The sequence below is a fragment of the Marinobacter koreensis genome (assembly GCF_023156285.1).
Classification (GTDB): Bacteria; Pseudomonadota; Gammaproteobacteria; order Pseudomonadales; family Oleiphilaceae; genus Marinobacter; species Marinobacter koreensis.
This window is the reverse complement of the sequence record NZ_JAKZAJ010000003.1, coordinates 468436-488577: the sequence shown is the minus strand read 5'-3', so window position 1 is coordinate 488577 and position 20142 is coordinate 468436. Positions and strand designations below refer to the sequence as shown.

The following is a 20142-nucleotide window of genomic DNA, read 5'->3' as shown; positions in this document are numbered from 1 at the left end:
CGTGCCGAATTGAAGTGAGCAGGTAGGGCCCGCAAAGAACTTGTGTGCGGCGTCCGCTTTCCTCTTGTCCAGATCTGATAGGCGGGTCATTTGGCCACCTCGCTTTTCAGTTTGAGCAGATCCGCCAGGGTGACGCACTTGCAGCCAGAGACCTCATGTACCGGCAAAGAGCCGTTACTGACAGCGTTGGTGACTTCGTGAGCAGGCAGGCCAGCCGTATCAGCAGCGCGGGCGAGGGCGATGTATTGCAGGCTGTTGCCGTGGTTATAGAAAGTGCCGGGGCTATTGCGGCTCATGCGGGCACCTCCTGAGCAGCTTCCCATGCTTCAACGTCTGAGAGCTTCCAGCGGGTGCAGTGGTTGCCGAATTTTACCGGCTGGGGGAAAAAGCCATCCCGCGACCAACGCCAGATTGTGGCGCGGTGTACTTCGTAACGGTCGGATAGCTGTTTATCAGAAAGAAACTTGGTGTTTAAGTCTTTGCTTTGTTTGCTCATTGGAAGCGCCTCGATGCTTTTGCTTGCGACGCTTCCTAGTAAATGGCACATGTGGGGGGACAGTGGCGGGCACTGTCCTAACTGCGCGGGTTTTTCGTGTGTCTCCAGATTGATTTAACGCTGCATTGAAAATGTTTTGCTGCTTTCCGCTGAAGGTCGGAATACGTCAGATTAGGGAAGTCTGAGTGCAGACGGTCGATATAATCCTGATATAGCGGCCACTTTATCCGGTTGTGCTCATTTTTTGAGCGTCCACCCTCGCTGGCGCTCGATACTGTTTTCCTGCCTCGGTCTGCATGAGGGCGCATTTCAGCCGTGTTTTTTTCCTCCAATTGGTCCCCAAGGCTTTTGCCCAAGGCCATCAGGTTTTCCAGGCGATCGGGCTCTTTTTGAGCCAACTCCATAAAGCCATCCAGCGAGACAAATGACATTGCCGCAAGATGCAACAAAACGTCATGATCCAGGTCGGCCAACTCCTCTTTGGTGATCTCTAAGCGTGCAACGTGAGAAGCCCCACGGTTCTCTTGCAGCCAATTGGCCAGGCGGGCTTTTTTGTCAGCATCTAACCGGCTCATGCTCGTTTGCCTCCAATCGCTACTACCTTTTTGCCCTCATCATCTGCTTTGGCCTTGCCGTGGTAGCAATAATGTTCCCAATCAGCCATTAGTAACCGGCGCTTATCAATCAACTCTGAGCGGGCATAGGCGGCGCGTGTCGCGTCACTGTTGACGTGTGCCAGTGCCAGTTCTGAAACCTCGTCAGCATAGGCCGTGTGTTCTCTGGCCCAATCCTTGAAGGTTGAACGGAAGCCGTGAGCGGTGACTTTCTGATCCATCCGCTTGAGCAGGGCAGACAGGAAGTTATTGGACGGTATGTCACCCTTCGGGCCTGGGAATAGCAGGGAATCCGGCGCGCCTTGTTCCATGCCCTTCAACATTTTCACCGCGGCATCAGTGAGCGGGACTTTATGCACTTTGCCGGACTTCATGCGATCTGCCGGCACAGTCCAAACCTTCTTCTTGAGGTCGATTTCTTGCCACGTAATCCCTGCCTTGCCTATACGCTTATCTCCAATGACTTCATTGGTCCGGCTGGCGGTGAGTATGAGGAACTCCAGAGCGCGGGCAGCAGTGCCGGTGCGCTTCTTGAGACTGGCCATAAAGTCCGGCATGGCCTCCACTGGCAGGGCGGCATGGTGGCCTTTCTTCTTGATCTTCTCCGGTGACGGGTAAACTTCATCCAGGAAGCCGGACCACTTGGCGGGATTCTCATTGCTCCGGTAGCCATGAACGGCGCACCAGCCCAAAATATTTTCAATCCGTGCCCGGACGCGGTTGGCGGTTTCGGTCTTTTCCTCCCAAATCGGATCAAGTACAGCCTTAATGTGAGGCAGCTCAATTTCTCGCACCGGCACTTTGCCAATGTGTGGCACCGCGTAAGTATTGAGGCTGTTTTGCCATTGTTGAGCCTGGCGGGGGTTGCGGAACTCTTTGGACTTCATGCTGATATAGTCCCGCATGGCTTCGGCAAAGGTCATTGTGCTGAGCTGAGCGGCGATCAGGGCACGTCTGGCGGCCTTGCGCTCCTCTACCGGGTCAATGCCTTGCTCTATTGCTTGTTTGGCCTCGCGGGCTTTCTGGCGGGCTTCTGATAAAGGCACGTCCGGGAACCCGCCCAAACCGATTTTACGGCGCTTGCCGCCAATCAGGGTGCGGAGAATCCACGTTTTGGCCCCGCTGGGTGTCACCTGTAGTTGAAGGCCAGAGACGCCCCCAACTGCGTGAAAGGTGTTGTACGGTTCGCCGTCCTTTCCAACTGCGCAAGTCAGCCGCCGGACTTCAGTGGCGCTCAATTCTTTTGCTTTCTTCGGCATGCTATACGCTCCAACCTACGTGCCATAAACGGTATAATTGGAAGTTACAGTATGCGACAGCATGTTACAAGTATTTGAATGCAGACAGGGAGTTACAGAAAGAAAGTCCAGAAAAACCGTTGCATTTCAGGTGCTTGGGGTCACTTTGGGCGGTCTGGCCCACCGCCATTTTTCTCTTCTTCTCCTTCTCCTGTATCTTCCGTCCCATATTGAATTCCTGTGTACTCGGGCGCATAAAGTCCCTGTGTGCAAACGAATTGCCGGGAGGTCATCGTGAGTAACCAGTCTGAGTCCCCAGTCGACGAACGCGGAAATCGACGCTATGCGGTGTCGGCCAATCGGAGCCGTGCCAGTCATCGGGTTCGTTATGTCGAAACCGGGGGCGCTGCGGTTGATGTAGAGGAGTGCACCTTCTGCCAGGCCATGCCGTCTCTGGATGGCGCGGAAGATGAGTGTGACGATGAGTCCGGGGGTAAGTCGGCCGCTGAGGCCGTGCCCCCGGAAAAGGCTTGAGAAAACGCCGGAGGTCAGAGATCCCGGTCCGGGTAGGTGGAGTTCTTGCGCTCGTCCGCCCGATCCTGTCGTGCCGCCAGTGATTCTGGCGTATTGTCAGGCGCGTGCCATCCCTGGAGATTCTCCTCAATCAGCTTAACCAGAGCGTCAATGTGGCCCGGCGTTGCATTGAGAGCGGGGATATAGCTGAACCCCTGGCCTCCTGCGGCCATAAAGTATCCCCGGTTTTCTTCCCTGATCTCTTCCAGGGTTTCGAGGCAATCTGCAGAGAAACCGGGACAGAATACGTCCACCGACTGCACACCGGTGCCCGGAAGGGACTTCAGCGTTTCATCCGTATAGGGCTTCAGCCATTCTTCCCGCCCGAATCGCGACTGGAAGGTCGTCAGGTAATCCTCTTTTGACAGTCCGAGTCGTTCTGCAAGCAGTCGGGATGTCTTGTGGCATTCGCAATGATACGGGTCGCCCTTGAGCAGATAGCGGAGGGGAACGCCGTGATAGGACAAAATCAGCTTTTCCTTGCGTCCATGGTTGGCCCAGTGGGCTTCGATGTGACGAGCCATCGCCTCGATATACGGCGGATAATCAGGGTAGTGCGATACGAACCGCAGATCAGGCAGCCAGCGCCGGCGGGTAAGCACATTGGCAATCGCGTCGAACGTCGATGCCGACGTTGAGGCTGAATACTGCGGGTACAGCGGCAACACCAGCAGGCGACGGACTCCCTGTGCCTGCATTTCATCCATGACCTTTTCGATGGAAGGATTGCCATAACGCATGGCGAAGCCGACAACGATATCCTGCCCGTAGCGGGCTTTGAGAGCTTCCCGGATACCATCGGCCTGCTTCGCGGTATGTATCAGCAGCGGCGACCCTTCAGGTTGCCAGACCCCGGCATAGGCTTTGGCGCTGCGCCGTGGGCGGATCCGCAGAATAATGCCATGCAGGATCAGCCACCACAGCGGGCGGGGGACCTCAACGACCCTGGGGTCCCAGAGAAACTCAGCCAGATACCGTCTCAATGCCGAGGTTGTTGGTGCGTCCGGTGTGCCCAGATTGGTGACCAGGACGCCCAGTCGGTCGGGGTGGTTATGGCGGAAGTTCTCAGGGCCTTGGTACTTCATTCAACGAATCCTGGATCGTGGTTGCCGACGACATTTCAGCCGCTTTTCTGAGCCTGCTGCGCCATTCGTGGCGCCAGCCCGGCGATGTCGTAGCCGGCATTATGTGCTTTGTCGACAATGTCACGGGCCTGGCCGGAGCGGGCAGAGCTCAACGCCCAGAGGACCGTGCAGCGGGTTCCGGAGCGGCAGAAAGCCAATACGGGCTTTTCGGCATCCCGGATCATTGGTGCGAAGGCATCCACGTCAGCATCGGTGATGTTGCCGGATTCCACCGGCATGTAAACCCATTCCAGGCCATGCTCTTTTGCCGCAGCGGCAATGTCGGCCATGGCAGGCTGGCCCGGCTCTTCGTGGTCCGGGCGGTTGGCCACGAGCGTTTTGAAGCCCAGTCGGGCCGCCTCTGCAACGTCTTCCACAGAGATTTGCGGCGAAACGGAGATGGTGTCGTCGATCTTTCGGATATCCATGCTCTACCTCCGGTAGTTTGTGGCCATAAAGTAACAGAAATGCTTCAGGATTTTGCCCGGCTGCGCTCAATTAATTCGAACACGGCCATGCCGGCAACCATCGAGACCGCGAAGATCGCCGCTTTTGTCTCGCCCGCACCGAGTGCAACCAGGCCCGGCCCCGGGCAGAAGCCGGCGATACCCCAGCCGATACCGAACAAAAGCCCACCGAACACGAGGCGTTTATCGATATGGGAGTGTCCCGGAATCTTTATGTTGAACCCCAGGAAAGACAGTGTGCGACGGCGGGCAACGGCAAAGGCGCCGACGCCCACGACAATGGCACCGCCCATGACAAAGGCCAGTGACGGGTCCCACAGGCCGGCGATGTCCAGGAATCCGAGTACTTTCTCGGGGTTGGCCATGCCCGAAGCGATCAGGCCAAGGCCGAAAATGAGCCCTGAAAGGAGCGAGGCAATCGAATATTTCATGCTAATCAACCTCCAATGATGTGACGAATCACGAAGACGGTGACAAAGCCGCTGCTCATGAAGCACAGCGTGGCCACCAGGGAGCGCGCGGACAGACGTGAAAGGCCACAGACTCCGTGTCCGCTGGTGCAGCCAGAGCCATACCGGGTGCCCACACCCACCAGCAGCCCGGCGATGATCAGCGAGGGTACATTGGCCTCGATGTTGATGGCCGGCAGATCCGCGAACAGAAACCAGACCGCGGGGGCACCGATGAGTCCGAGAATGAACGCCGCCCGCCAGGCGATGTCGCCCCTGAGCGGTGTGAGGAGGCCCCCGAGGATGCCGCTGATGCCGGCAATCCGGCCATTAAGCAGAAGGAAGCTCGCTGCTGCGAGGCCAATCAGAATACCGCCAATGAGCGCCGACCAGGGCGTGAATTGGCTCCATGCAATATCAATCATCGATAGACTCCGGGAAATTCAATCCGTCAAATGGAATAAGCTTATAATAAAGGGAAATAATACCATAAAAAAGCCCGGCAGGAGGTGCCGGGCAGAGGCGTGCGAGTAGTATCCATGAAAGACTTCCAGACAAACCGGCATCATTGAAGACACCGGTATGTTGAAGTATTGACCATAATTTGAGCAGTTCAAGTGAGACTGGCTATCGTTTGAAAACATTTTTTCATATCGGGTTCGTCTTTATACTGCAGCCTTTGCCCGCGCGGGTTCCCGGCCCACTGCAATCGCCTGCGGGGTGTAATACAATAGGGCTCTTTTCAGAAAATTCCACCCCGAGGTTGTCCAATGTCAGACGAAAAACCTACAAAGCCTGAAACGGATCCGCAGTTGGCCGACAAGATCAAGGATTCCGCGCGGCAGATCTGGCTTGCGGGGTTGGGTGCTTACACCAAGGCCGAGGAAGACACGGGGCGCTTTTTCGACCGGTTGGTTCAGGAAGGGGAACAACTGGAGAACAAAACCCGGGGCGTGGTCGAGAAGCAGATCAAGTCGGTGGAAGACCGGGTAGAAGGCGTTCGCGAGCGGGCCACCGGCACCTGGGACCGGCTCGAGACCATGTTCGACCAGCGAGTCTCCGGTGCGCTCAGACGGCTCGGCATCCCCCGGCGGGATGAGATTGAAGCGCTCCAGCGGCGAATAGAACTCCTTGAAGGCGAGTTGAACCGGATTCGCCAGCGTCCGGGTGACGACGAAGAAGAATGAGTCAGAGGTAATCCTGGCTGATCAGCCTCAACTCGGCCTGCTGCTGACCGGCCAGGTAGGGCATTACCAGGTGAAGCATCTGGTACACGCCACGACCGGGATCGACCGACTCCCGGTCATTCAGATGAGACAGGCTATCAAAACTGATCCAGTAACAGGCAGTTAGCGTCAACTGCTCACACAAAGAGTGAAGTTCTTCCTCTTCAATCGTCATCATGTTCTGGCGTCGGAAACTCTGGCAGATAACCAGGAAGGCGTTCGTCTTCTTTTTCAGCAGGCGCCGGAACCGGGTCTGCAGCTGATCGTAACGGGACAGGACATTGACCAGATCCTGGTAAAGGAACCGGTACCGTGCCACCGTCTCGAACATCAGGTGGAGAAAGAAGGACTGCTGATCAAGGCTGATGTCGGCGTCCTCGGGAACGGCCAGAAGGTCCAGCATCTCTGCCTCGAACTGGTCGAACAGCTCCTCGACGATGTCACCCTTACTCTTGAAGTGGTAATAGAGGTTGCCCGGGCTGATGTCCAGCTCGTCGGAGATCAACAGGGTAGTGACGTTTGGTTCACCAACATAGTTGAACAGCGACAGGCTGGTGTTCAGGATGCGATCGCGGGTTTTGATTTTTTTCATGTCGCGCCCGTGCGCGGCTCAGAGATCGAAACGGGCCCAGACCGGACAGTGGTCCGAGGGCCGTTCCATGGCGCGGATGTCATAGGAAACGCCGGCTTCCTGTGCCTTGGGCAGAAGGCTGTCGCTGGCCATGAGCAGATCGATGCGAAGCCCCCGGCGGGGATCCCGCTCGAAACCACGACTGCGGTAGTCGAACCAGCTGAAGGTGTGGTTGTCGTCCGGGTGAAGATGCCGGAACACATCGGTAAAGCCCCGGCTCTCAACCTGGCTGAGCCACTCCCGTTCTTCCGGAAGGAAACTGCACTTGCCGGTCCGGAGCCAGCGTTTGGCATTGTCTGCACCGATTCCGATGTCCTTGTCAGTCGGAGAGATGTTCATGTCACCCATGACCAGCACGTGTCCGCCTTCGGCCTTCAGGTCGTCCAGGTAGCGCATGAGGTCGGCATAGAATTTTTCCTTGGCGGGAAACTTCACCGGGTGGTCGCGACTCTCGCCCTGGGGAAAATAACCGTTGATGACGGTCAGTATCTCACCGTTGACCTCAAACCGGCCGCTGATCAGGCGACGCTGAGAATCCTCACCATCCCAGGGATAGCCTTTCTGAATGGCTTTCGGTTCCTGTTTGGACAGCAGGGCAACGCCGTAGTGGGTTTTCTGGCCATGAAAATGCACCTGATAGCCCATCTGTTCGATGTCGTCTACCGGAAAATCCTTGTCCTGAACCTTGGTTTCCTGCAAACCGATGACATCCGGATCGAATTCACGGATCACTGCCTCGAGCTGATGCAGGCGGGTGCGGATGCTGTTGACGTTGAACGAGACAAACATCATAGGGGTGAGGTCTCCGGCGTAAATTCCCGCGGAGTTTAACATATTGATGCCCGGTTTCCGCCTTGGCAGAGGCGACGCGTTCAGCGAGTCAGTTCACATTCCGGCCAACGGGTCACGCTGTAACGGATGTGCGCGCGGAAATTCTCATCGCTGTTTTTTCGAATGTTGGTCAGGCCCACGTAATCGGTCAGTGCGCCTTTACGGTCATAGCCAAGGCCGATGGGGTCCACCAGGAATCCCAGCAGCATACCGGTAGGGCGTATGGTGACTTCCAGGTCGGCATTGATGTCGGGGTGGTCGTCCGGCTCCAGCACAAAACCATAGTGATCCCCGCGGGTGGGCGCCAGGAAACGGAATGTCACTTGATTGCCAGCCTTCAGCCGCGCCCAGTTCTCCCGCACCAGGTTGTCAAAGCCGGCATCGACCACCAAGTCTTCAGGCGTATCGATTGTCCATGTGCGTTCTTCCCCGGAGGGTGCATGCCACTGAATCCGGGTCCGATCAGCCCGGGGGTAGTTGATGACAAGGGATTCCTTGAAGCGGGGTTGCCGGAAATCAACCGATGGCAGACGGGGCGATCGGTCATAGGCCAGGGTTTTCCGGGCAAACTCGTCGCCATCCTGAAGATAACGGACCTGGTCGGTTTTCGGATGGAATACACCCTCCCGGCAATCGCCCGCCATCTGATGGTGTTCCGCATACAGCGAGCGACCGCTCTCGGAGGTGGCGTTCCCGGTAAATTCAAAGGTCTCAGCCAATCCCGGGAGCGGCAGTGTGATCATGAGGGCGACAGCCACAACCGCTGGCAACCTATGCATGGCAGAGCTCCGGGTACAGAAAGCCGCGGATCCTGAGCAGAAGGGGAAACAGCAGACCCCAGCCCAGAGCCAGCGCCGCCAGTGACAGCGGCAGGTTCGTGAACGTTACCGCGCCCAGTTGACCGGCGGACCAGTAGGCAAACGGCCCGGCAATTGGAGCGAGCACGAAGGGCAGCCACGGTTTCTGGCCAATCCATTTGAGCGAGTGGCAGAGGGTGGTCATGAACAAGGCCCAGAGAGCGACCAGCCAGGGAGGTGCCACAACAAGGTCGCCTGTGTCGGTGTGCAGCACTCCGGTCTGTAGCCAAAAGGTGTCGAGTGCTGCGCCTGCAACCGTCCCGAGCCCGATAAACTGCAACTCACTGAAACGTTCCCGGCTGACCAGGACCAGGTGAAGGCCAACCAGTGCGATGGCAACCCCAAAGGCCATCAGGGTCGGATAGAGCACACAAACCAGCCAGCCCGCCTGGAACAGCAGGAAATTGAGGGTATTTCGCACTCCATCCGAGGCAATCATACGCTGAGCAGGTTGGCCCGCTTGTTACCGGGCTTGGCAAAGAGCACCTGGGAGACGCCGATGGCGCGTTCACTGAAGCCCGCCTCGCAGTAGGCAAAGTAGAAAGCCCACAGGCGACGGAAGGCCCGGTCATAGCCCATCTGCTCCAGGTTCTCTTCCAGTGCCATGAACCGCTCGCTCCAGTCACGAAGGGTTCGTGCGTAGTGAAAGCCGATGTCTTCGGCATGGGTCAGCACGAGATTGCTCCGGTTTCGAACGGACTCCAGGATGGCAGCGAACGAGGGAATGAAACTTCCCGGGAAAATATAGCGCTGGATAAAGTCCACGTTTTTCAGCGCCCGCAAATAACGCTGTTCGGGCATGTTGATGGCCTGAACCAGCGCAAGACCGTCCGGCTTGAGCAGTGCATTGATCTGTTCGAAATAGCTGTCGAGGAACTGCGGACCGACTGCTTCGATCATTTCAATCGACACCAGCTTGTCGAACTGCCCCTCCAGGTCGCGGTAGTCGTCGAACAGCAGGGTTATCCGGTCTTCCAGCCCTTCCACCTTGACGCGATGCCGGGCCAGTTCCAGTTGCTCTTTCGAAATGGTGGTGGTGGTCACGTGGCAGCCATAGTGTTTCGCCGCGTGGATGGCGAAGCCGCCCCAGCCGGTGCCGATTTCGACCACCCGATCGTCCGGTTGCAGGTCCAGCTTGCGACAGATGGTGTCCAGCTTGTGCACGGCGGCTTCTTCCAGCGTCGCGTCTTCCCGAGGATAGATCGCCGATGAATACATCATGGTGGGATCAAGGAACGCCTCGAACAGATCGTTGCCAAGGTCGTAATGGGCACTGATGTTCTTCCGCGAGCCTTCACGGGTATTCCGGTTCAGCCAGTGCAGGCCTTTGAGCGCGGGTTTGGTGATCCAGCTGAAGCGATCTTCGAACTCGTTCATCCGGTCCACGTTGCGGGTGAAGAAGCGGAGCAGGGCAACGAGATCGGGCGTACTCCAGTCACCGGCAACAAACGCCTCGGCAGCGCCAATACCGCCACCGGTGAGCAGGTCCCGCCAGGTACTGTGGTTGTGGATGATCAGTTCGGCATCGGGGTAACGGGTGTCCCCGTCGCCCAGCGTCAATGTCTGGTTTCCCGGTTCGCGGATGGTCAGGGTGCCGTGCTCGAGTTGCCGGAGCTGCTGCAGAACGAGGTGGCGGGCGACCCGGCTGACCAGCGGTGACTGCCCTCGCTCTGTTGTCGATTGGCGTTGAACAGACGTATTCAGGTTCTCCATGACGTTACCTTTCCACCGGAAGTGAGTGTGTCATTGCCGCTGGTCACATCCAGGCCGGCGTCCTCGGACCCGCGACGATAATCGGGATCGTCCCCGGACAGTTTGTCCGGATGGGTATGGAACTCTGCGCCTTTCAGTTTCAGCCGCAGGGCGTTCCAGTAAATGCCTGCCGCAACCTTGATCGCTTCGATCGGAAAACGGCGCAGGCTCTGATGCAGTGTTTTACGAGTGAGGGGCACACGGCGGACCACAAGCGTGGCATCGAAATGTTTGGACTCGCCCTGCAGCACGTTCATGTGTATACGGAGCTCGGGGCCACGGAAGCTGAAGGTCCACCGGTAGTCCTGGGCCATGCCGTTGAACGGCGATACGTGGAACCGTTTCTGGAATCCGAAACGCTCGGTACGCCAGCCCGCCGAACCGGTCGAGTCACCGCCGGTTTCCAGGCAATAGACGTGACGTTCATGCCACGGCGTATTGGTGATCTGCGAGAGGATGACCCTTGGCACCGCCCCCTGTGACGGATCGTCTCCCGCCTCGTAGCAGAAATAGAAGCTCACCGGGTTGAACACGTAGCCAAAGTAGCGCGGGTGCGTAATCAACTCGACGGCACCGTCCGGGAACCAGCCCGTCGCGTCGCGCACATAGGTACGCACCGCATCGGACAGACAGTTAATTTCCGGGCGGAAATAGTCGGCGCGCCGGAGCGACAGCCAGTTGAGACGTTCCCGGGAAAACAGGGGGCTCAGACGGGTGATTCGGTCCCAGTCATCCACGTCCAGAGCGAGCATGCCGGTGTCGTATTCGAATTCGTGGGAAATCGGCCGCTTTCTGCGGTGGCGTATGCTGCCTTCAAGCCATTGGCTCGTCATGGCTACAACTCCATCCCGAAATCCTGGATGACACGAACCGCACTGCGTACCCCGTCTTCATGGAATCCGTTGAACCAGTAGGCACCGCAGTAGTGGGTGCGGTTGCGGTTGCCGATGTCCTGGTAGCGATTCTGAGCCGCGACCGCCTCCAGCGTGAAGACGGGGTGGGCGTACTCGAACCGCTTGATGATCTTCTCCGGTGCGATGTCAGCGCTCCGGTTCAGGGTGACGCAGAAGGTTTCCGGCGCATCATGGAAATTCTGCAGGATGTTCATGTTATAGGTCACGGAAACCGGTTCGCTGCGGTGTTCCGGAATGAAATAGTTCCAGGCGGCCCAGGCCCGGCGGTTGTCCGGGAGCACCCGGTCATCCGTATGCAGAACCACGTCGTTGTTCTGGTAGGCGATATCGCCGAGGACCTCTTTCTCCGCGTCCGTGGGATCCGCCAGCATCGACAGGGCCTGATCGCTGTGGCAGGCAAGGATCACCTGATCGAACTCCAGGGTTTCACCTTTCACCGTGACGGACACACCGGACTCATGGCGGCGAACCGAATCAACCGGACTGTTCAGGTGGGTTTGCTCGCCAAGCCGCTCCATCATCTTTTTGACGTATTCCGCCGAGCCGCCGGAGATCACGCGCCAGGTTGGTCGGTCATCAACGGAGAGCATGCCGTGATTGTTGAAGAACTGAAGGAAGAAACGGATCGGAAACTGCTCCAGCACGATCTCCGGGGCCGACCAGATCGCGGCGCCCATGGGCACGATGTAATAGTTCCGGAAGTACCGTGAATAGCCGTTGCGGTTCAGATATTCCCCCAGGGTCTCTGAATCCGTAATGTCACCGGCTTCCAGATCCCGGCGCGTTTCCTGGTTAAAGCGAAGGATTTCCCGGATCATCTTCAGGAAGGGCAGGTTGATGAGATTCCGGCGCTGGGCGAACAGGGTGTTCAGGCTGGTTCCGTTGTATTGCAGACCCGTGGTGGAACAGTCGACGCTGAAGCTCATGTCGCTGACCTCCGATGCCACCCCCAGCCGATCCATCAGTTTGATGAAGTTCGGGTAGGTCCAGTCGTTGAAGACAATAAAGCCGGTGTTGACCGGCCACTCACGCCCGCCGGCGGTGACCCGTTCTGTATTGGTATGCCCGCCTGCATAATCGCCGGCTTCAAAAATATGGACGTCGTGCTTTTCCGCAAGAATCCATGCCGCGGTCAGGCCGGAAACGCCTGCGCCAATGACAGCAATACGCTGACGTTTGTTGTTCATTCCTGTTTTTCCTGTGTGTCTGTGCTTTTGCGCGCCATGCTGGCGGCCATGCGGTCAATCAACGCCTGCGGCAGTGCGCCCAGGGCCCGCAAGAGCCACGTAAACCGCTTCGGGAAGGCGATGTCATTGTGTCCCTTGGCCAGGCCGCTGAGAATCCGCTCCGCGGCATCCTCGGCGGTCACGAGAAACGGCATGGGGAAGTCGTTGCGATCCGTCAGTGGCGTTTTTACAAAGCCGGGGGAGACGACAACCACGTCGATTCCCTCTGCGGCAAGGTCGGCCCTCAGGGAATGGGCGAAATAGCTGAGAGCCGCCTTGGACGCGCCATAGCCCTCTGCGCGCCCGAAGGGGAACCACCAGGCGGAGGAACTGACAATCACCACGGTCGCCGGCTGCCCCTGGGACCTGGCACGGCGAAGGGCCGGCAGCGCAATGTCCAGGCTGCGTGCCGTACCCAGAACATTGGTCACCAGGTTGGCCTCGATCACGTCGCTGTCGTACTGGCCAACGTCCAGGTACTCGCAGGTACCTGCGTTCAGCACGGCCATATTGAGCGGACCGTGGCTCTCAAGCCGGTCCGCAATGGCCTGGAGCGACTCTCGTGAGGTCGTGTCAGCCGGAGCGGGCGTGATCAGTTCGGGCGCATGCTGTTGCAGGGCCTCAAGCGCGTCCTGCCGACGACCGGTGACCACCAGGCGATGGCCTCCCCGGGCGAGGGCACGGGTGAGGGCTTCCCCGATACCGGAACTGGCGCCAGTAATCCAGATGTTGGTCTTGCTCGAGAGTCGCGGGCTCATCCGGCGTTCTTCCTGATCCAGCGAATGATCCGCCCCAGCGCGGGCAGGTTCTCATAGAGCAGCTGCCCGGCATCGAAATAATCCCTGTGAAACACAACCCGGGCGTCGGCGATCCGCAGATGGCTGATGCCGTCCACCCGGATCTCCCGGCCCCCGCGTATGCGTTTGTGACGCAACACCATCACCCAGGGCAGGGCGACACTGGCGCCCTGGACCACCGCCTGACCAAACTCGAACCGGCAGGCAATCACGTTGCTGTAGGCCCCGGCAAAGTAGCGGGTCAGGGCGTCCAGACCGCTGACTTGTCCGAAAGGATCCTGAAAGACAATGTCTTCGCCATACACTTCCTGCAGCTTATTCAGGTTGCCTTTCTCCAACTTGTTGAACAGGGACTTGAACTGCTCGATGGTTGCCGGAACCGCAGAATTTCGGGAACCGACTTCGATGGCCGAGGCGGTACTCATGATGTTTTCCTCCTCATGGCGTCGAGTTGACGGGTTTCCTCGCGAATGTGTTCGGGGATGGGGTTCAGATCCCAGATAATGCCCAGGCGGGACAGCAGCCACAGTCCGTACCAGGTCATGTCGATTTCGTACCAGCGAAAACCCTGGCGTACGGACTGGGGCCAACGGTGATGGTTGTTGTGCCATCCTTCACCCAGGGTAATCAACGCCAGCCAGAAGTTGTTCCGGCTGTCGTCCTGGGTGTCAAAGCGGCGACGTCCCCAGACATGGGAAAGCGAGTTGATCGAGACCGTGGCATGGAACAGCACCACGGTGGAGATGAAAAAGCCCCATACCAGGAGTTGGAGGCCGTTGGTTCCAAGTGACGGTGCGTAGGCGGCCAGTGCCTCACCCAGTCCGTAGATGGCTACTGCGCAGCCGGCCGGAACCAGGGAATCGAAGCGATTGATGAAACGCAGTTCGGGGAACTTCATCCAGTCCCGGATGCGGCGCTCATCGGTCACAAAGCCGGCATCACAGGTGAACCACCCCACATGGGACCACCAGAAACCACCGTGGTGCGGCGAGTGAAGATCTTCTTCGCGGTCTGAATGCTGATGATGGTGCCGGTGGTGGGCTGCCCACCAGAGAGGCCCGCGCTGGGCCGCACTGGCTCCGAGCAGACCAAACAGAAACTGGGCAGGGCGGCTGGTCTTGAAGGTCTTGTGGGCGAAATAGCGATGATAGAAGCCGGTAATGGCGAACATCCTCACCAGGAAAAACACCACGGCGAAAACCACTGCGAATGTACTGACTCCAGTATAGATCGCCAGCAGACACGCGAGGTGCAGTGCGACGAACGGGATGACTCGGATCAGATTGAAAGAACGGGAGGTTGTGTCAATATGATCCGAACCCGCGTCGGAGTCGAACCACCTCAGAATGTTGATAAACCAGTGTTGCACTCGGGTCATACCCTTTTTGCCTTTTTAACTTCGTCAGTGAAACCGTCAGGATGCAGGCCTTCAATCTGACCGGCATCGCACCTCTGGTTTTACGTTGTAACCACCCGGATTGGATGCACTCAAAAACCATGTTTTCTGTTAATCAATCTACGCCATCCGTACGCCGCATCGCCGTTATCGGTTCAGGCATGGCTGGCCTGACCGCAGCGATCAAACTGAGCAGCCAGGGACACGACGTCAGTGTCTTCGAAAAAAGCCGTGGACCCGGCGGCAGGTTGTCCTCCAAGCGGGTGACGGACGGTGCCGTCGATTTCGGTGCGCAGTATTTCACAGCCCGGCATGCAGGGTTCAGGCAGTTCCTGGACACGTACGCAGGGCCAGGCAGCTATGCCCACTGGCCGGCCCGATTTGTCTTCCAGCGCAACGACGGATCCCGGGAGGCTTTTCCGGACGACGAGCGTTTTGTCGGCGTACCCAGGATGACGGCGGTCAGCCGGGCGCTTTCCGGGCATGTGAATCTGCACGGGAGCACACGCATCCGGAATCTGGCCCGTAAAGACAGCACCTGGGAGCTGGTGACAGTCGATGGCGAGCGGCTGGGGCCTTTTGACCGGATCGTCCTGACGGTGCCCCCGGCGCAGGCCAGCGACATCCTGCTTGAGAGCGGGCTCACGGATCTGGCAGGGCGTATTGATGGGATGGCGGGTTCTCTGCTCCCGTGCTGGGCGGTGGCGCTGCATTTCCAGGAGCCGCTGGATCCGGGGTTTGACGGACTTCGCTGCGACCATCCGGTCTTTTTCTGGATTGGTAATAACACCAGCAAGCCCGGCCGGCCCCCTCATGGCCAGTGGTGGATGCTGCATGCCGATCCGGACTGGACCCGGGAGCATCTGGATACACCGGAAGAGGAGGTCGTCAGGGAGCTCAAGGAGGCTTTTTCGGAGCTGGCGGATATAGTGGCCGAACCTGATGACTGGTTGGCCCACCGATGGTTGTACGCCCGATCGGAACACAATGACCGGCCGGGGTCGCTCTGGTTTGCGGACCAGGGAATCGGGCTGGCCGGAGACTGGCTCAGTGGCGGTCGCGTGGAGGGCGCTTTCCTCAGCGCCTCCGATCTGGTCTCCGCCATGGCGGATTAATACGCCGCCCGCTACTCGGTAAGGCCCTCCACGGGGGCGCGGGTAATGTCCGGGCGGGTGTAGAAATGGGTAATGGTCCCGTCGCTGAATTTGCTGAAGAACGCGCTGACCTCGGAGATCATCCGGAGCGAACGTGCCCGGGTGATCGGGTCTTTCACCAGTACCTTGATGCCGTTGAAGTTGTCCTGAATGTTCGAGAAACGGGCCCGCATTGAACAGGTCACGACGTCCTCCGGATCGATTTCCAGCTCCCTGGCCAGCCATTCGCTGTGGCGATCAATGCCCTTGGCAGAGAGGTCTTCGCGGGTGTCCAGGTGATTGAGCTTCACCCGGTTCACGATGCAGAACGAAAAACTGGCCGGGTTTCTGCGGGCGACCTTCCTGAAGGCTTCCCAGAAGAAACTGTCGGTCAGCTCCGCGAAGAAGTGCATGTCGCTCAGGCAGGTGTCGACCCAGTCGAAATTGTCCTGATCGGCAAGAACTTCGTTGATGGCCTCCCGGAGCAACCAGTCAAACCCCAGTGCGGTCTTGTGCGCATAAACCTTCCGGTACATCTGGTGCCGGCTGTAGACAAAGTCTTCCAGTGCGCCCAGACCTTTCTGGGTGATGGCCAGGCCGAGCCAGGGCTCGGACGTGTCCCAGCCAAAACGGAAGTTGGTCAGCAGGTGGTCCAGGTTCAGGCCGCCGATGGTGACCGATGAGTGGAAACCGTCCCGCAGCATGTAGTCGGCGCGATCAGCATCGATTTCGCCGGACACGATGGACGAAAGCAGATTCATCACCAGCCGGGGAATGTTGTCCGCGACGAGCGTGCCCGATGAGGCTTCCTCGCCGGCAATGAAATGCCAGAAGGTTTCAGCATGGCGGCAGAAGGTTTCGCTCGGCCGGACGTCTGTGGTCTCCATGATCCCTATGACATCCCGGCGGTCCAGTCCGGCTGAATCGAGGTCCACGGCGGACAGGACTTCGTGCGCTACCCGGACCGAGTAGTGCTCGTGTTCCAGCTCCTCCGGTTCCCCGGAATGGTATTGGTGAAAATCCACGCCTTTCCAGAGGTTCCGGAACCGGTCAGGGCGGGACATCAACTCGCGAATACGGGCCGCCTGGGTGAACTGGTGGGAAAAACTGGAATGCCCGCTGTCATGCATCAGGCAGCCAAGACGGATGGTTTTTGCCAGGTAATCGATGGCGTCCAGCTGGCTGAGGCTCAGATCCGTCTGTTCGCTCAGCTGTCGCTCCCGGAGGTAGGCATCGATCATGGAACGGAACATCCGTGTGCCCACATGCATGACGCCGACGCTGTGAAGAAAACGCGAATGCGTCGCCCCCGGGAACACCAGGCTCAGGATGTCGTTCTGACAGATGTTGCGGAGGCGCTGGAACAGCGGATGATCGATGACCTGGATCTCGTGCCGGTAAAGCGGTATGCCGCCGTGAACCGGATCCATGATCAGCTTGTCATAGGCTCCAAGCAGGTCATTTACAGCGCGTCTCATGTTCAGGAATCTCCCAAATTCGCAATTCTGGCCTTGTTATATCACAGGGGCATGCCAGAATAGGCGTTATCCAGCCAATTTATCGTTTATCGATGGTAGTTTAGGGCAACAGCCATGGCATCGCGCACCGAGCGCATACTGATTATCGACGCTGACCAGAAAGCCCGAACCGATCTCGCGAGGTATCTCGAGACCAAAGGTTTTTATGTGACCGGGTATTCCGACATTGCCTCCGCAAGTAAGGCAATCGAGGCCAACAGGCCGGACGTGATCTTTGTCGACCTCGGTCATGAATCCATCCGGGATCTCGCAAACCGGCTCGAGGAAGCTGAAACCTACACGCCCATCGTGGCCTGCTCCGATACCGAATCCAGCGTTGATGTGGTCAACGCCATGCGGGCTGGCGCCTCGGATTTTGTCCTCAAACCCTGTAACGACGACCGCGGCATCCTCGACGATGTCATTGGCAAGCTGCTGGACAGGGTCCGGGTGAGCCGTCTGAACCAGTTGTACCGTCAGGAACTCGAGGAGGCCAACCGGGACCTCCGCAACGGCATTAACGAGCTGAGGGCGGACCAGAGCGCGGGACGCAAGGTGCAGTTGCGCATGTTGCCGGATCACAACCAGACCATGGGTGGCATTCAGGTCGACCACCTGATCAAACCGTCGTTGTACCTCAGTGGCGATTTTCTGGATTACTTCCGGATTGCCGAGGACAAACTGCTGGTCTACATCGCCGACGTGTCCGGGCATGGAGCCAGCTCGGCGTTTGTGACCGTTCTGCTGAAAAACCTGACCAACCGGTTGCAGCGAAACCTGCGGCGCGGCTCCAGCGACGACATCCTGTATCCGGACCGTTTCCTGGAACGTATAAACTCTGAATTGCTCGACACGGGGCTCGGGAAACACGTAACGGTGTTCGTGGGCATTGTGTGCGAAACCGAGCGGGTGCTGAAGTACGCCGTGGGTGCACATTTCCCCATGCCGATCCTGTCCTTTGAGGGCGGAACCACGGAATTCCTGGAGGGCAGCGGCCTTCCGGTCGGGCTTTTCGAGACGCCTTCCTGGGATGTGTACGAAGTGGCGCTGGACAAACCTTTCCACATTTTGCTGTTTTCGGACGGCATTCTGGAGGTAATTGATGCCAAATCCCTTGATGAAAAGGAGAAGACGCTACTTGAACTCGTCTCGGGAGGTCGTCACACTATCGCATCTCTTAATGAGGCGCTGAGCCTGGACGGAATGACCGAACTTCCGGACGATATAGCGATCGTATCGGTGACGGATTCCATCCGCAGCTCAGACAGCACGACCTCGCAATAGTGGCAGTGTGAAACATGGCTGGTTACAAGATCCTGCAAGCTGAGAAGCAGGGCATTTATGTCCTGAAGTTTATCGGGGAAATCCGGCTGAACCTCTGTTCGACGCTGGACAATCTGGTTGAGTCCATCACCCAGGATCCAGAGTTCAAGACGGTGGTGGTCGACCTGACCGAAACCGAGATCATCGACAGCACCACACTGGGGCTGTTGGCCAAAATTGCCATGGCCGCGCAGAAACAGAGTCACTTCCTGCCCACACTGATTTCCACCAATCCTGATATCACCCGCATTATCACCTCCATGGGTTTCGACAAGATTTTCATCATTGTTCGCGAACCCGCTTCCCGAATCGAAGAACTGGAAGAGATTCCCGTGCTCAAGGCCAGCGAACAGCAGGTTCGGGACAAGGTTCTGGATGCCCACAAAGTGTTGATGGGCCTGAACAGCAAGAACCGGGAAGAGTTCAAGAATCTGGTACGTGCCCTGGAATGTGAAGATCACGGCTGATCGGACAACAGAACGGAACGACTATGTCTGAAAACACGTCCTCCCAGAACACGGGAAACACTGGCTCGGTACACGATGTGGCGGTACTGGGCGGTGGCAGCTTCGGTACAGCAATGACCAAGGTCCTCGCCGAGAACGGACATCGCGTTCATTTCTGGATGAGGGATCCGGCACAGGTCGAGGAAATCCGGAAAACCGGTATCAACAGCCGGTACATGCCCGGCATAGAAATGAGCGGCGATATTCAACCGACCACGGACCTCGCCGCAGCCGTTGGCAAGGCCGAGATCGTGTTTGTCGCTATTCCGAGCAAAGCATTCCGGGCGGTCATCCGGGAACATACCTCCGACTTCCACGACGGCCAGATTGTGGTCAGCCTTACCAAAGGCATCGAAGAGCACGGCTTCAAGCTGATGAGCGAAATCCTGCAGGAAGAGATTCCCCGTTGCCGGATTGGCGTGCTCAGCGGTCCCAATCTGGCGGCCGAGATTGCCAACCGGGACCTGACCGCGACGGTGATTGCGGCAAAGGATCCGGATGTGCGGCGTACCGTCCAGGATCTCCTCGGCTGTGAGTATTTCCGCGTCTACGCCAATGTCGACGTCTATGGCGTCGAACTCGGGGGCGCCCTGAAGAACATCTACGCCATTGTCGCCGGACTGGCCTCCGCGCTTGATATGGGTGAGAACGCCAAGGCGATGCTGATTACCCGGGGGCTGGCGGAAATGAGCCGCTTTGCGGTGAGCCTCGGTGCCAACCCCATGACCTTCATGGGGCTTGCGGGCGTTGGCGACCTGGTGGTCACATGTACGTCCTCAAAAAGCCGTAATTACCGGGTCGGATACGCCGTTGGCAAAGGACAACAGCTGGACGATGCTGTCAGGGAATTGGGGCAGGTTGCCGAGGGTATCTATACGCTGAAACTGGTGAAGGAGAAATCCGAGGCCATTGGTATCTACATGCCCCTGGTCCGGGGTCTCTATGAGATTCTTTATGGAACGGCCTCCATCAAGGCCGTGATCAACAGCCTGATGATGGCGGTTCAGAACTCCGACGTAGAGTTCATCCTGCCGCGCACCATCACCCAATAACCGCGACTTCGGAGGCTGCC

The 20142-nt window shown here is 58.1% G+C and carries 25 protein-coding genes; 6 read left to right on the top strand and 19 right to left on the bottom strand.

Annotated features, from left to right (window positions below):
• Positions 1 to 86: 86 nt before the first annotated feature.
• The 4 genes from MLD04_RS10580 to MLD04_RS10565 form a co-directional block, all read right to left on the bottom strand.
• Entirely contained in the window at positions 87 to 296 is a 210-nt protein-coding gene (locus MLD04_RS10580) for a hypothetical protein (protein WP_248157973.1), read from the bottom strand.
• Positions 293 to 496, bottom strand: a complete 204-nt coding sequence (locus MLD04_RS10575; RefSeq protein ID WP_248157971.1) for a helix-turn-helix transcriptional regulator — start codon at positions 494 to 496, stop codon at positions 293 to 295. The genes MLD04_RS10580 and MLD04_RS10575 overlap by 4 nt, the downstream gene beginning before the upstream one ends.
• Positions 497 to 573: 77 nt before the next feature.
• Positions 574 to 1071: a hypothetical protein gene (locus MLD04_RS10570; RefSeq protein WP_248157969.1), complete on the bottom strand. Its 498-nt coding sequence runs from the start codon at positions 1069 to 1071 to the stop codon at positions 574 to 576.
• On the bottom strand, positions 1068 to 2369 hold the full coding sequence (locus tag MLD04_RS10565; RefSeq protein WP_248157967.1) for a tyrosine-type recombinase/integrase: 1302 nt from the start codon (positions 2367 to 2369) through the stop codon (positions 1068 to 1070). The genes MLD04_RS10570 and MLD04_RS10565 overlap by 4 nt, the downstream gene beginning before the upstream one ends.
• Positions 2370 to 2642: 273 nt before the next feature.
• On the opposite strand from MLD04_RS10565, the gene MLD04_RS10560 reads away from it, so the two are divergent.
• Positions 2643 to 2882 (top strand): hypothetical protein, encoded by a 240-nt coding sequence (locus MLD04_RS10560; protein WP_248157965.1) that lies wholly within the window; start codon positions 2643 to 2645, stop codon positions 2880 to 2882.
• A 14-nt stretch (positions 2883 to 2896) separates the two neighbouring features.
• On the opposite strand, the gene hemH is transcribed toward MLD04_RS10560, so the two are convergent.
• The 4 genes from hemH to MLD04_RS10540 are packed head-to-tail and all read right to left on the bottom strand — an operon-like array spanning position 2897 to position 5386.
• Positions 2897 to 4006 carry a ferrochelatase gene (gene hemH, locus MLD04_RS10555; protein ID WP_248157961.1) on the bottom strand — a complete coding sequence of 370 codons (1110 nt, stop codon included), beginning with the start codon at positions 4004 to 4006 and terminating at the stop codon, positions 2897 to 2899.
• Positions 4007 to 4041: 35 nt separating this feature from the next.
• The gene (locus MLD04_RS10550) at positions 4042 to 4473 is read right to left on the bottom strand and encodes a protein tyrosine phosphatase family protein (RefSeq protein ID WP_248157952.1); all 432 of its coding nucleotides are present in this window, start codon (positions 4471 to 4473) and stop codon (positions 4042 to 4044) included.
• 44 nt (positions 4474 to 4517) lie between these two features.
• Positions 4518 to 4943, bottom strand: coding sequence for a DUF6691 family protein (locus MLD04_RS10545; RefSeq protein WP_248157945.1), 426 nt, complete (start codon positions 4941 to 4943; stop codon positions 4518 to 4520).
• 5 nt (positions 4944 to 4948) lie between these two features.
• Entirely contained in the window at positions 4949 to 5386 is a 438-nt protein-coding gene (locus MLD04_RS10540; RefSeq protein WP_248157943.1) for a YeeE/YedE family protein, read from the bottom strand.
• A gap of 345 nt (positions 5387 to 5731) precedes the next feature.
• Between MLD04_RS10540 and MLD04_RS10535 the strand changes: the two genes are divergently transcribed.
• Positions 5732 to 6148, top strand: a complete 417-nt coding sequence (locus tag MLD04_RS10535) for a phasin family protein (RefSeq protein ID WP_248157941.1) — start codon at positions 5732 to 5734, stop codon at positions 6146 to 6148.
• Between the two features lies 1 nt (position 6149).
• Here MLD04_RS10535 and MLD04_RS10530 read toward each other — a convergent pair whose 3' ends face one another.
• From MLD04_RS10530 to MLD04_RS10485, 10 genes are all read right to left on the bottom strand, one after another.
• Positions 6150 to 6779, bottom strand: a complete 630-nt coding sequence (locus MLD04_RS10530; protein WP_248157939.1) for a TetR/AcrR family transcriptional regulator — start codon at positions 6777 to 6779, stop codon at positions 6150 to 6152.
• Positions 6780 to 6797: 18 nt separating this feature from the next.
• The gene (gene xthA / locus MLD04_RS10525) at positions 6798 to 7610 is read right to left on the bottom strand and encodes an exodeoxyribonuclease III (RefSeq protein WP_248157937.1); all 813 of its coding nucleotides are present in this window, start codon (positions 7608 to 7610) and stop codon (positions 6798 to 6800) included.
• A gap of 80 nt (positions 7611 to 7690) precedes the next feature.
• A complete protein-coding gene (locus MLD04_RS10520; RefSeq protein WP_248157932.1) occupies positions 7691 to 8428 on the bottom strand; it encodes a hypothetical protein in 738 nt (245 codons plus the stop codon).
• Complete coding sequence (locus MLD04_RS10515) at positions 8421 to 8945, bottom strand: DUF2878 domain-containing protein (protein ID WP_248157931.1); 525 nt, start codon at positions 8943 to 8945, stop codon at positions 8421 to 8423. Before MLD04_RS10515 ends, MLD04_RS10520 begins: the two co-directional genes overlap by 8 nt.
• Positions 8942 to 10219 (bottom strand): SAM-dependent methyltransferase, encoded by a 1278-nt coding sequence (locus tag MLD04_RS10510; protein ID WP_248157930.1) that lies wholly within the window; start codon positions 10217 to 10219, stop codon positions 8942 to 8944. Before MLD04_RS10510 ends, MLD04_RS10515 begins: the two co-directional genes overlap by 4 nt.
• Positions 10207 to 11091, bottom strand: a complete 885-nt coding sequence (locus MLD04_RS10505; protein ID WP_248157929.1) for a DUF1365 domain-containing protein — start codon at positions 11089 to 11091, stop codon at positions 10207 to 10209. The genes MLD04_RS10510 and MLD04_RS10505 overlap by 13 nt, the downstream gene beginning before the upstream one ends.
• A 2-nt stretch (positions 11092 to 11093) precedes the next feature.
• Positions 11094 to 12359, bottom strand: a complete 1266-nt coding sequence (locus MLD04_RS10500; protein ID WP_248157928.1) for an NAD(P)/FAD-dependent oxidoreductase — start codon at positions 12357 to 12359, stop codon at positions 11094 to 11096.
• Positions 12356 to 13156, bottom strand: a complete 801-nt coding sequence (locus MLD04_RS10495) for an SDR family NAD(P)-dependent oxidoreductase (RefSeq protein ID WP_248157927.1) — start codon at positions 13154 to 13156, stop codon at positions 12356 to 12358. Before MLD04_RS10495 ends, MLD04_RS10500 begins: the two co-directional genes overlap by 4 nt.
• A complete protein-coding gene (locus MLD04_RS10490) occupies positions 13153 to 13620 on the bottom strand; it encodes a nuclear transport factor 2 family protein (RefSeq protein ID WP_248157920.1) in 468 nt (155 codons plus the stop codon). Before MLD04_RS10490 ends, MLD04_RS10495 begins: the two co-directional genes overlap by 4 nt.
• A complete protein-coding gene (locus MLD04_RS10485; RefSeq protein ID WP_248157918.1) occupies positions 13617 to 14573 on the bottom strand; it encodes an acyl-CoA desaturase in 957 nt (318 codons plus the stop codon). The genes MLD04_RS10490 and MLD04_RS10485 overlap by 4 nt, the downstream gene beginning before the upstream one ends.
• A 104-nt stretch (positions 14574 to 14677) precedes the next feature.
• Between MLD04_RS10485 and MLD04_RS10480 the strand changes: the two genes are divergently transcribed.
• Positions 14678 to 15706 carry an NAD(P)/FAD-dependent oxidoreductase gene (locus MLD04_RS10480; protein ID WP_345799616.1) on the top strand — a complete coding sequence of 343 codons (1029 nt, stop codon included), beginning with the start codon at positions 14678 to 14680 and terminating at the stop codon, positions 15704 to 15706.
• Between the two features lie 11 nt (positions 15707 to 15717).
• On the opposite strand, the gene MLD04_RS10475 is transcribed toward MLD04_RS10480, so the two are convergent.
• Positions 15718 to 17202, bottom strand: coding sequence for an HD domain-containing protein (locus tag MLD04_RS10475; RefSeq protein WP_248157906.1), 1485 nt, complete (start codon positions 17200 to 17202; stop codon positions 15718 to 15720).
• A 114-nt stretch (positions 17203 to 17316) separates the two neighbouring features.
• Here MLD04_RS10475 and MLD04_RS10470 point away from each other — a divergent pair, with 114 nt between their 5' ends.
• Genes MLD04_RS10470 through MLD04_RS10460 form a run of 3 tightly spaced genes read left to right on the top strand, consistent with a single transcriptional unit; the run spans position 17317 to position 20122 of the window.
• Positions 17317 to 18525: a PP2C family protein-serine/threonine phosphatase gene (locus MLD04_RS10470; RefSeq protein ID WP_248157904.1), complete on the top strand. Its 1209-nt coding sequence runs from the start codon at positions 17317 to 17319 to the stop codon at positions 18523 to 18525.
• Positions 18526 to 18539: 14 nt separating this feature from the next.
• Positions 18540 to 19031: an STAS domain-containing protein gene (locus MLD04_RS10465; protein ID WP_248157900.1), complete on the top strand. Its 492-nt coding sequence runs from the start codon at positions 18540 to 18542 to the stop codon at positions 19029 to 19031.
• Positions 19032 to 19054: 23 nt separating this feature from the next.
• Positions 19055 to 20122, top strand: coding sequence for an NAD(P)H-dependent glycerol-3-phosphate dehydrogenase (locus tag MLD04_RS10460; protein ID WP_248157897.1), 1068 nt, complete (start codon positions 19055 to 19057; stop codon positions 20120 to 20122).
• Positions 20123 to 20142 lie beyond the last annotated feature (20 nt).

Excerpts from the sequence above, each read along its gene's own strand:
- MLD04_RS10575 (WP_248157971.1), bottom strand. The coding sequence starts at position 496 with ATGAGCAAACAAAGCAAAGACTTAAACACCAAGTTTCTTTCTGATAAA.
- MLD04_RS10530 (WP_248157939.1), bottom strand. The coding sequence starts at position 6,779 with ATGAAAAAAATCAAAACCCGCGATCGCATCCTGAACACCAGCCTGTCG.
- MLD04_RS10460 (WP_248157897.1), top strand. The coding sequence starts at position 19,055 with ATGTCTGAAAACACGTCCTCCCAGAACACGGGAAACACTGGCTCGGTA.
- MLD04_RS10535 (WP_248157941.1), top strand. The coding sequence starts at position 5,732 with ATGTCAGACGAAAAACCTACAAAGCCTGAAACGGATCCGCAGTTGGCC.
- MLD04_RS10515 (WP_248157931.1), bottom strand. The coding sequence starts at position 8,945 with ATGATTGCCTCGGATGGAGTGCGAAATACCCTCAATTTCCTGCTGTTC.
- MLD04_RS10565 (WP_248157967.1), bottom strand. The coding sequence starts at position 2,369 with ATGCCGAAGAAAGCAAAAGAATTGAGCGCCACTGAAGTCCGGCGGCTG.
- MLD04_RS10510 (WP_248157930.1), bottom strand. The coding sequence starts at position 10,219 with ATGGAGAACCTGAATACGTCTGTTCAACGCCAATCGACAACAGAGCGA.
- MLD04_RS10545 (WP_248157945.1), bottom strand. The coding sequence starts at position 4,943 with ATGAAATATTCGATTGCCTCGCTCCTTTCAGGGCTCATTTTCGGCCTT.
- MLD04_RS10475 (WP_248157906.1), bottom strand. The coding sequence starts at position 17,202 with ATGAGACGCGCTGTAAATGACCTGCTTGGAGCCTATGACAAGCTGATC.
- hemH (WP_248157961.1), bottom strand. The coding sequence starts at position 4,006 with ATGAAGTACCAAGGCCCTGAGAACTTCCGCCATAACCACCCCGACCGA.
- MLD04_RS10550 (WP_248157952.1), bottom strand. The coding sequence starts at position 4,473 with ATGGATATCCGAAAGATCGACGACACCATCTCCGTTTCGCCGCAAATC.
- MLD04_RS10495 (WP_248157927.1), bottom strand. The coding sequence starts at position 13,156 with ATGAGCCCGCGACTCTCGAGCAAGACCAACATCTGGATTACTGGCGCC.
- MLD04_RS10480 (WP_345799616.1), top strand. The coding sequence starts at position 14,678 with ATGCACTCAAAAACCATGTTTTCTGTTAATCAATCTACGCCATCCGTA.
- MLD04_RS10500 (WP_248157928.1), bottom strand. The coding sequence starts at position 12,359 with ATGAACAACAAACGTCAGCGTATTGCTGTCATTGGCGCAGGCGTTTCC.
- xthA (WP_248157937.1), bottom strand. The coding sequence starts at position 7,610 with ATGATGTTTGTCTCGTTCAACGTCAACAGCATCCGCACCCGCCTGCAT.
- MLD04_RS10520 (WP_248157932.1), bottom strand. The coding sequence starts at position 8,428 with ATGCATAGGTTGCCAGCGGTTGTGGCTGTCGCCCTCATGATCACACTG.
- MLD04_RS10465 (WP_248157900.1), top strand. The coding sequence starts at position 18,540 with ATGGCTGGTTACAAGATCCTGCAAGCTGAGAAGCAGGGCATTTATGTC.
- MLD04_RS10505 (WP_248157929.1), bottom strand. The coding sequence starts at position 11,091 with ATGACGAGCCAATGGCTTGAAGGCAGCATACGCCACCGCAGAAAGCGG.
- MLD04_RS10580 (WP_248157973.1), bottom strand. The coding sequence starts at position 296 with ATGAGCCGCAATAGCCCCGGCACTTTCTATAACCACGGCAACAGCCTG.
- MLD04_RS10485 (WP_248157918.1), bottom strand. The coding sequence starts at position 14,573 with ATGACCCGAGTGCAACACTGGTTTATCAACATTCTGAGGTGGTTCGAC.
- MLD04_RS10490 (WP_248157920.1), bottom strand. The coding sequence starts at position 13,620 with ATGAGTACCGCCTCGGCCATCGAAGTCGGTTCCCGAAATTCTGCGGTT.
- MLD04_RS10540 (WP_248157943.1), bottom strand. The coding sequence starts at position 5,386 with ATGATTGATATTGCATGGAGCCAATTCACGCCCTGGTCGGCGCTCATT.
- MLD04_RS10470 (WP_248157904.1), top strand. The coding sequence starts at position 17,317 with ATGGCATCGCGCACCGAGCGCATACTGATTATCGACGCTGACCAGAAA.
- MLD04_RS10570 (WP_248157969.1), bottom strand. The coding sequence starts at position 1,071 with ATGAGCCGGTTAGATGCTGACAAAAAAGCCCGCCTGGCCAATTGGCTG.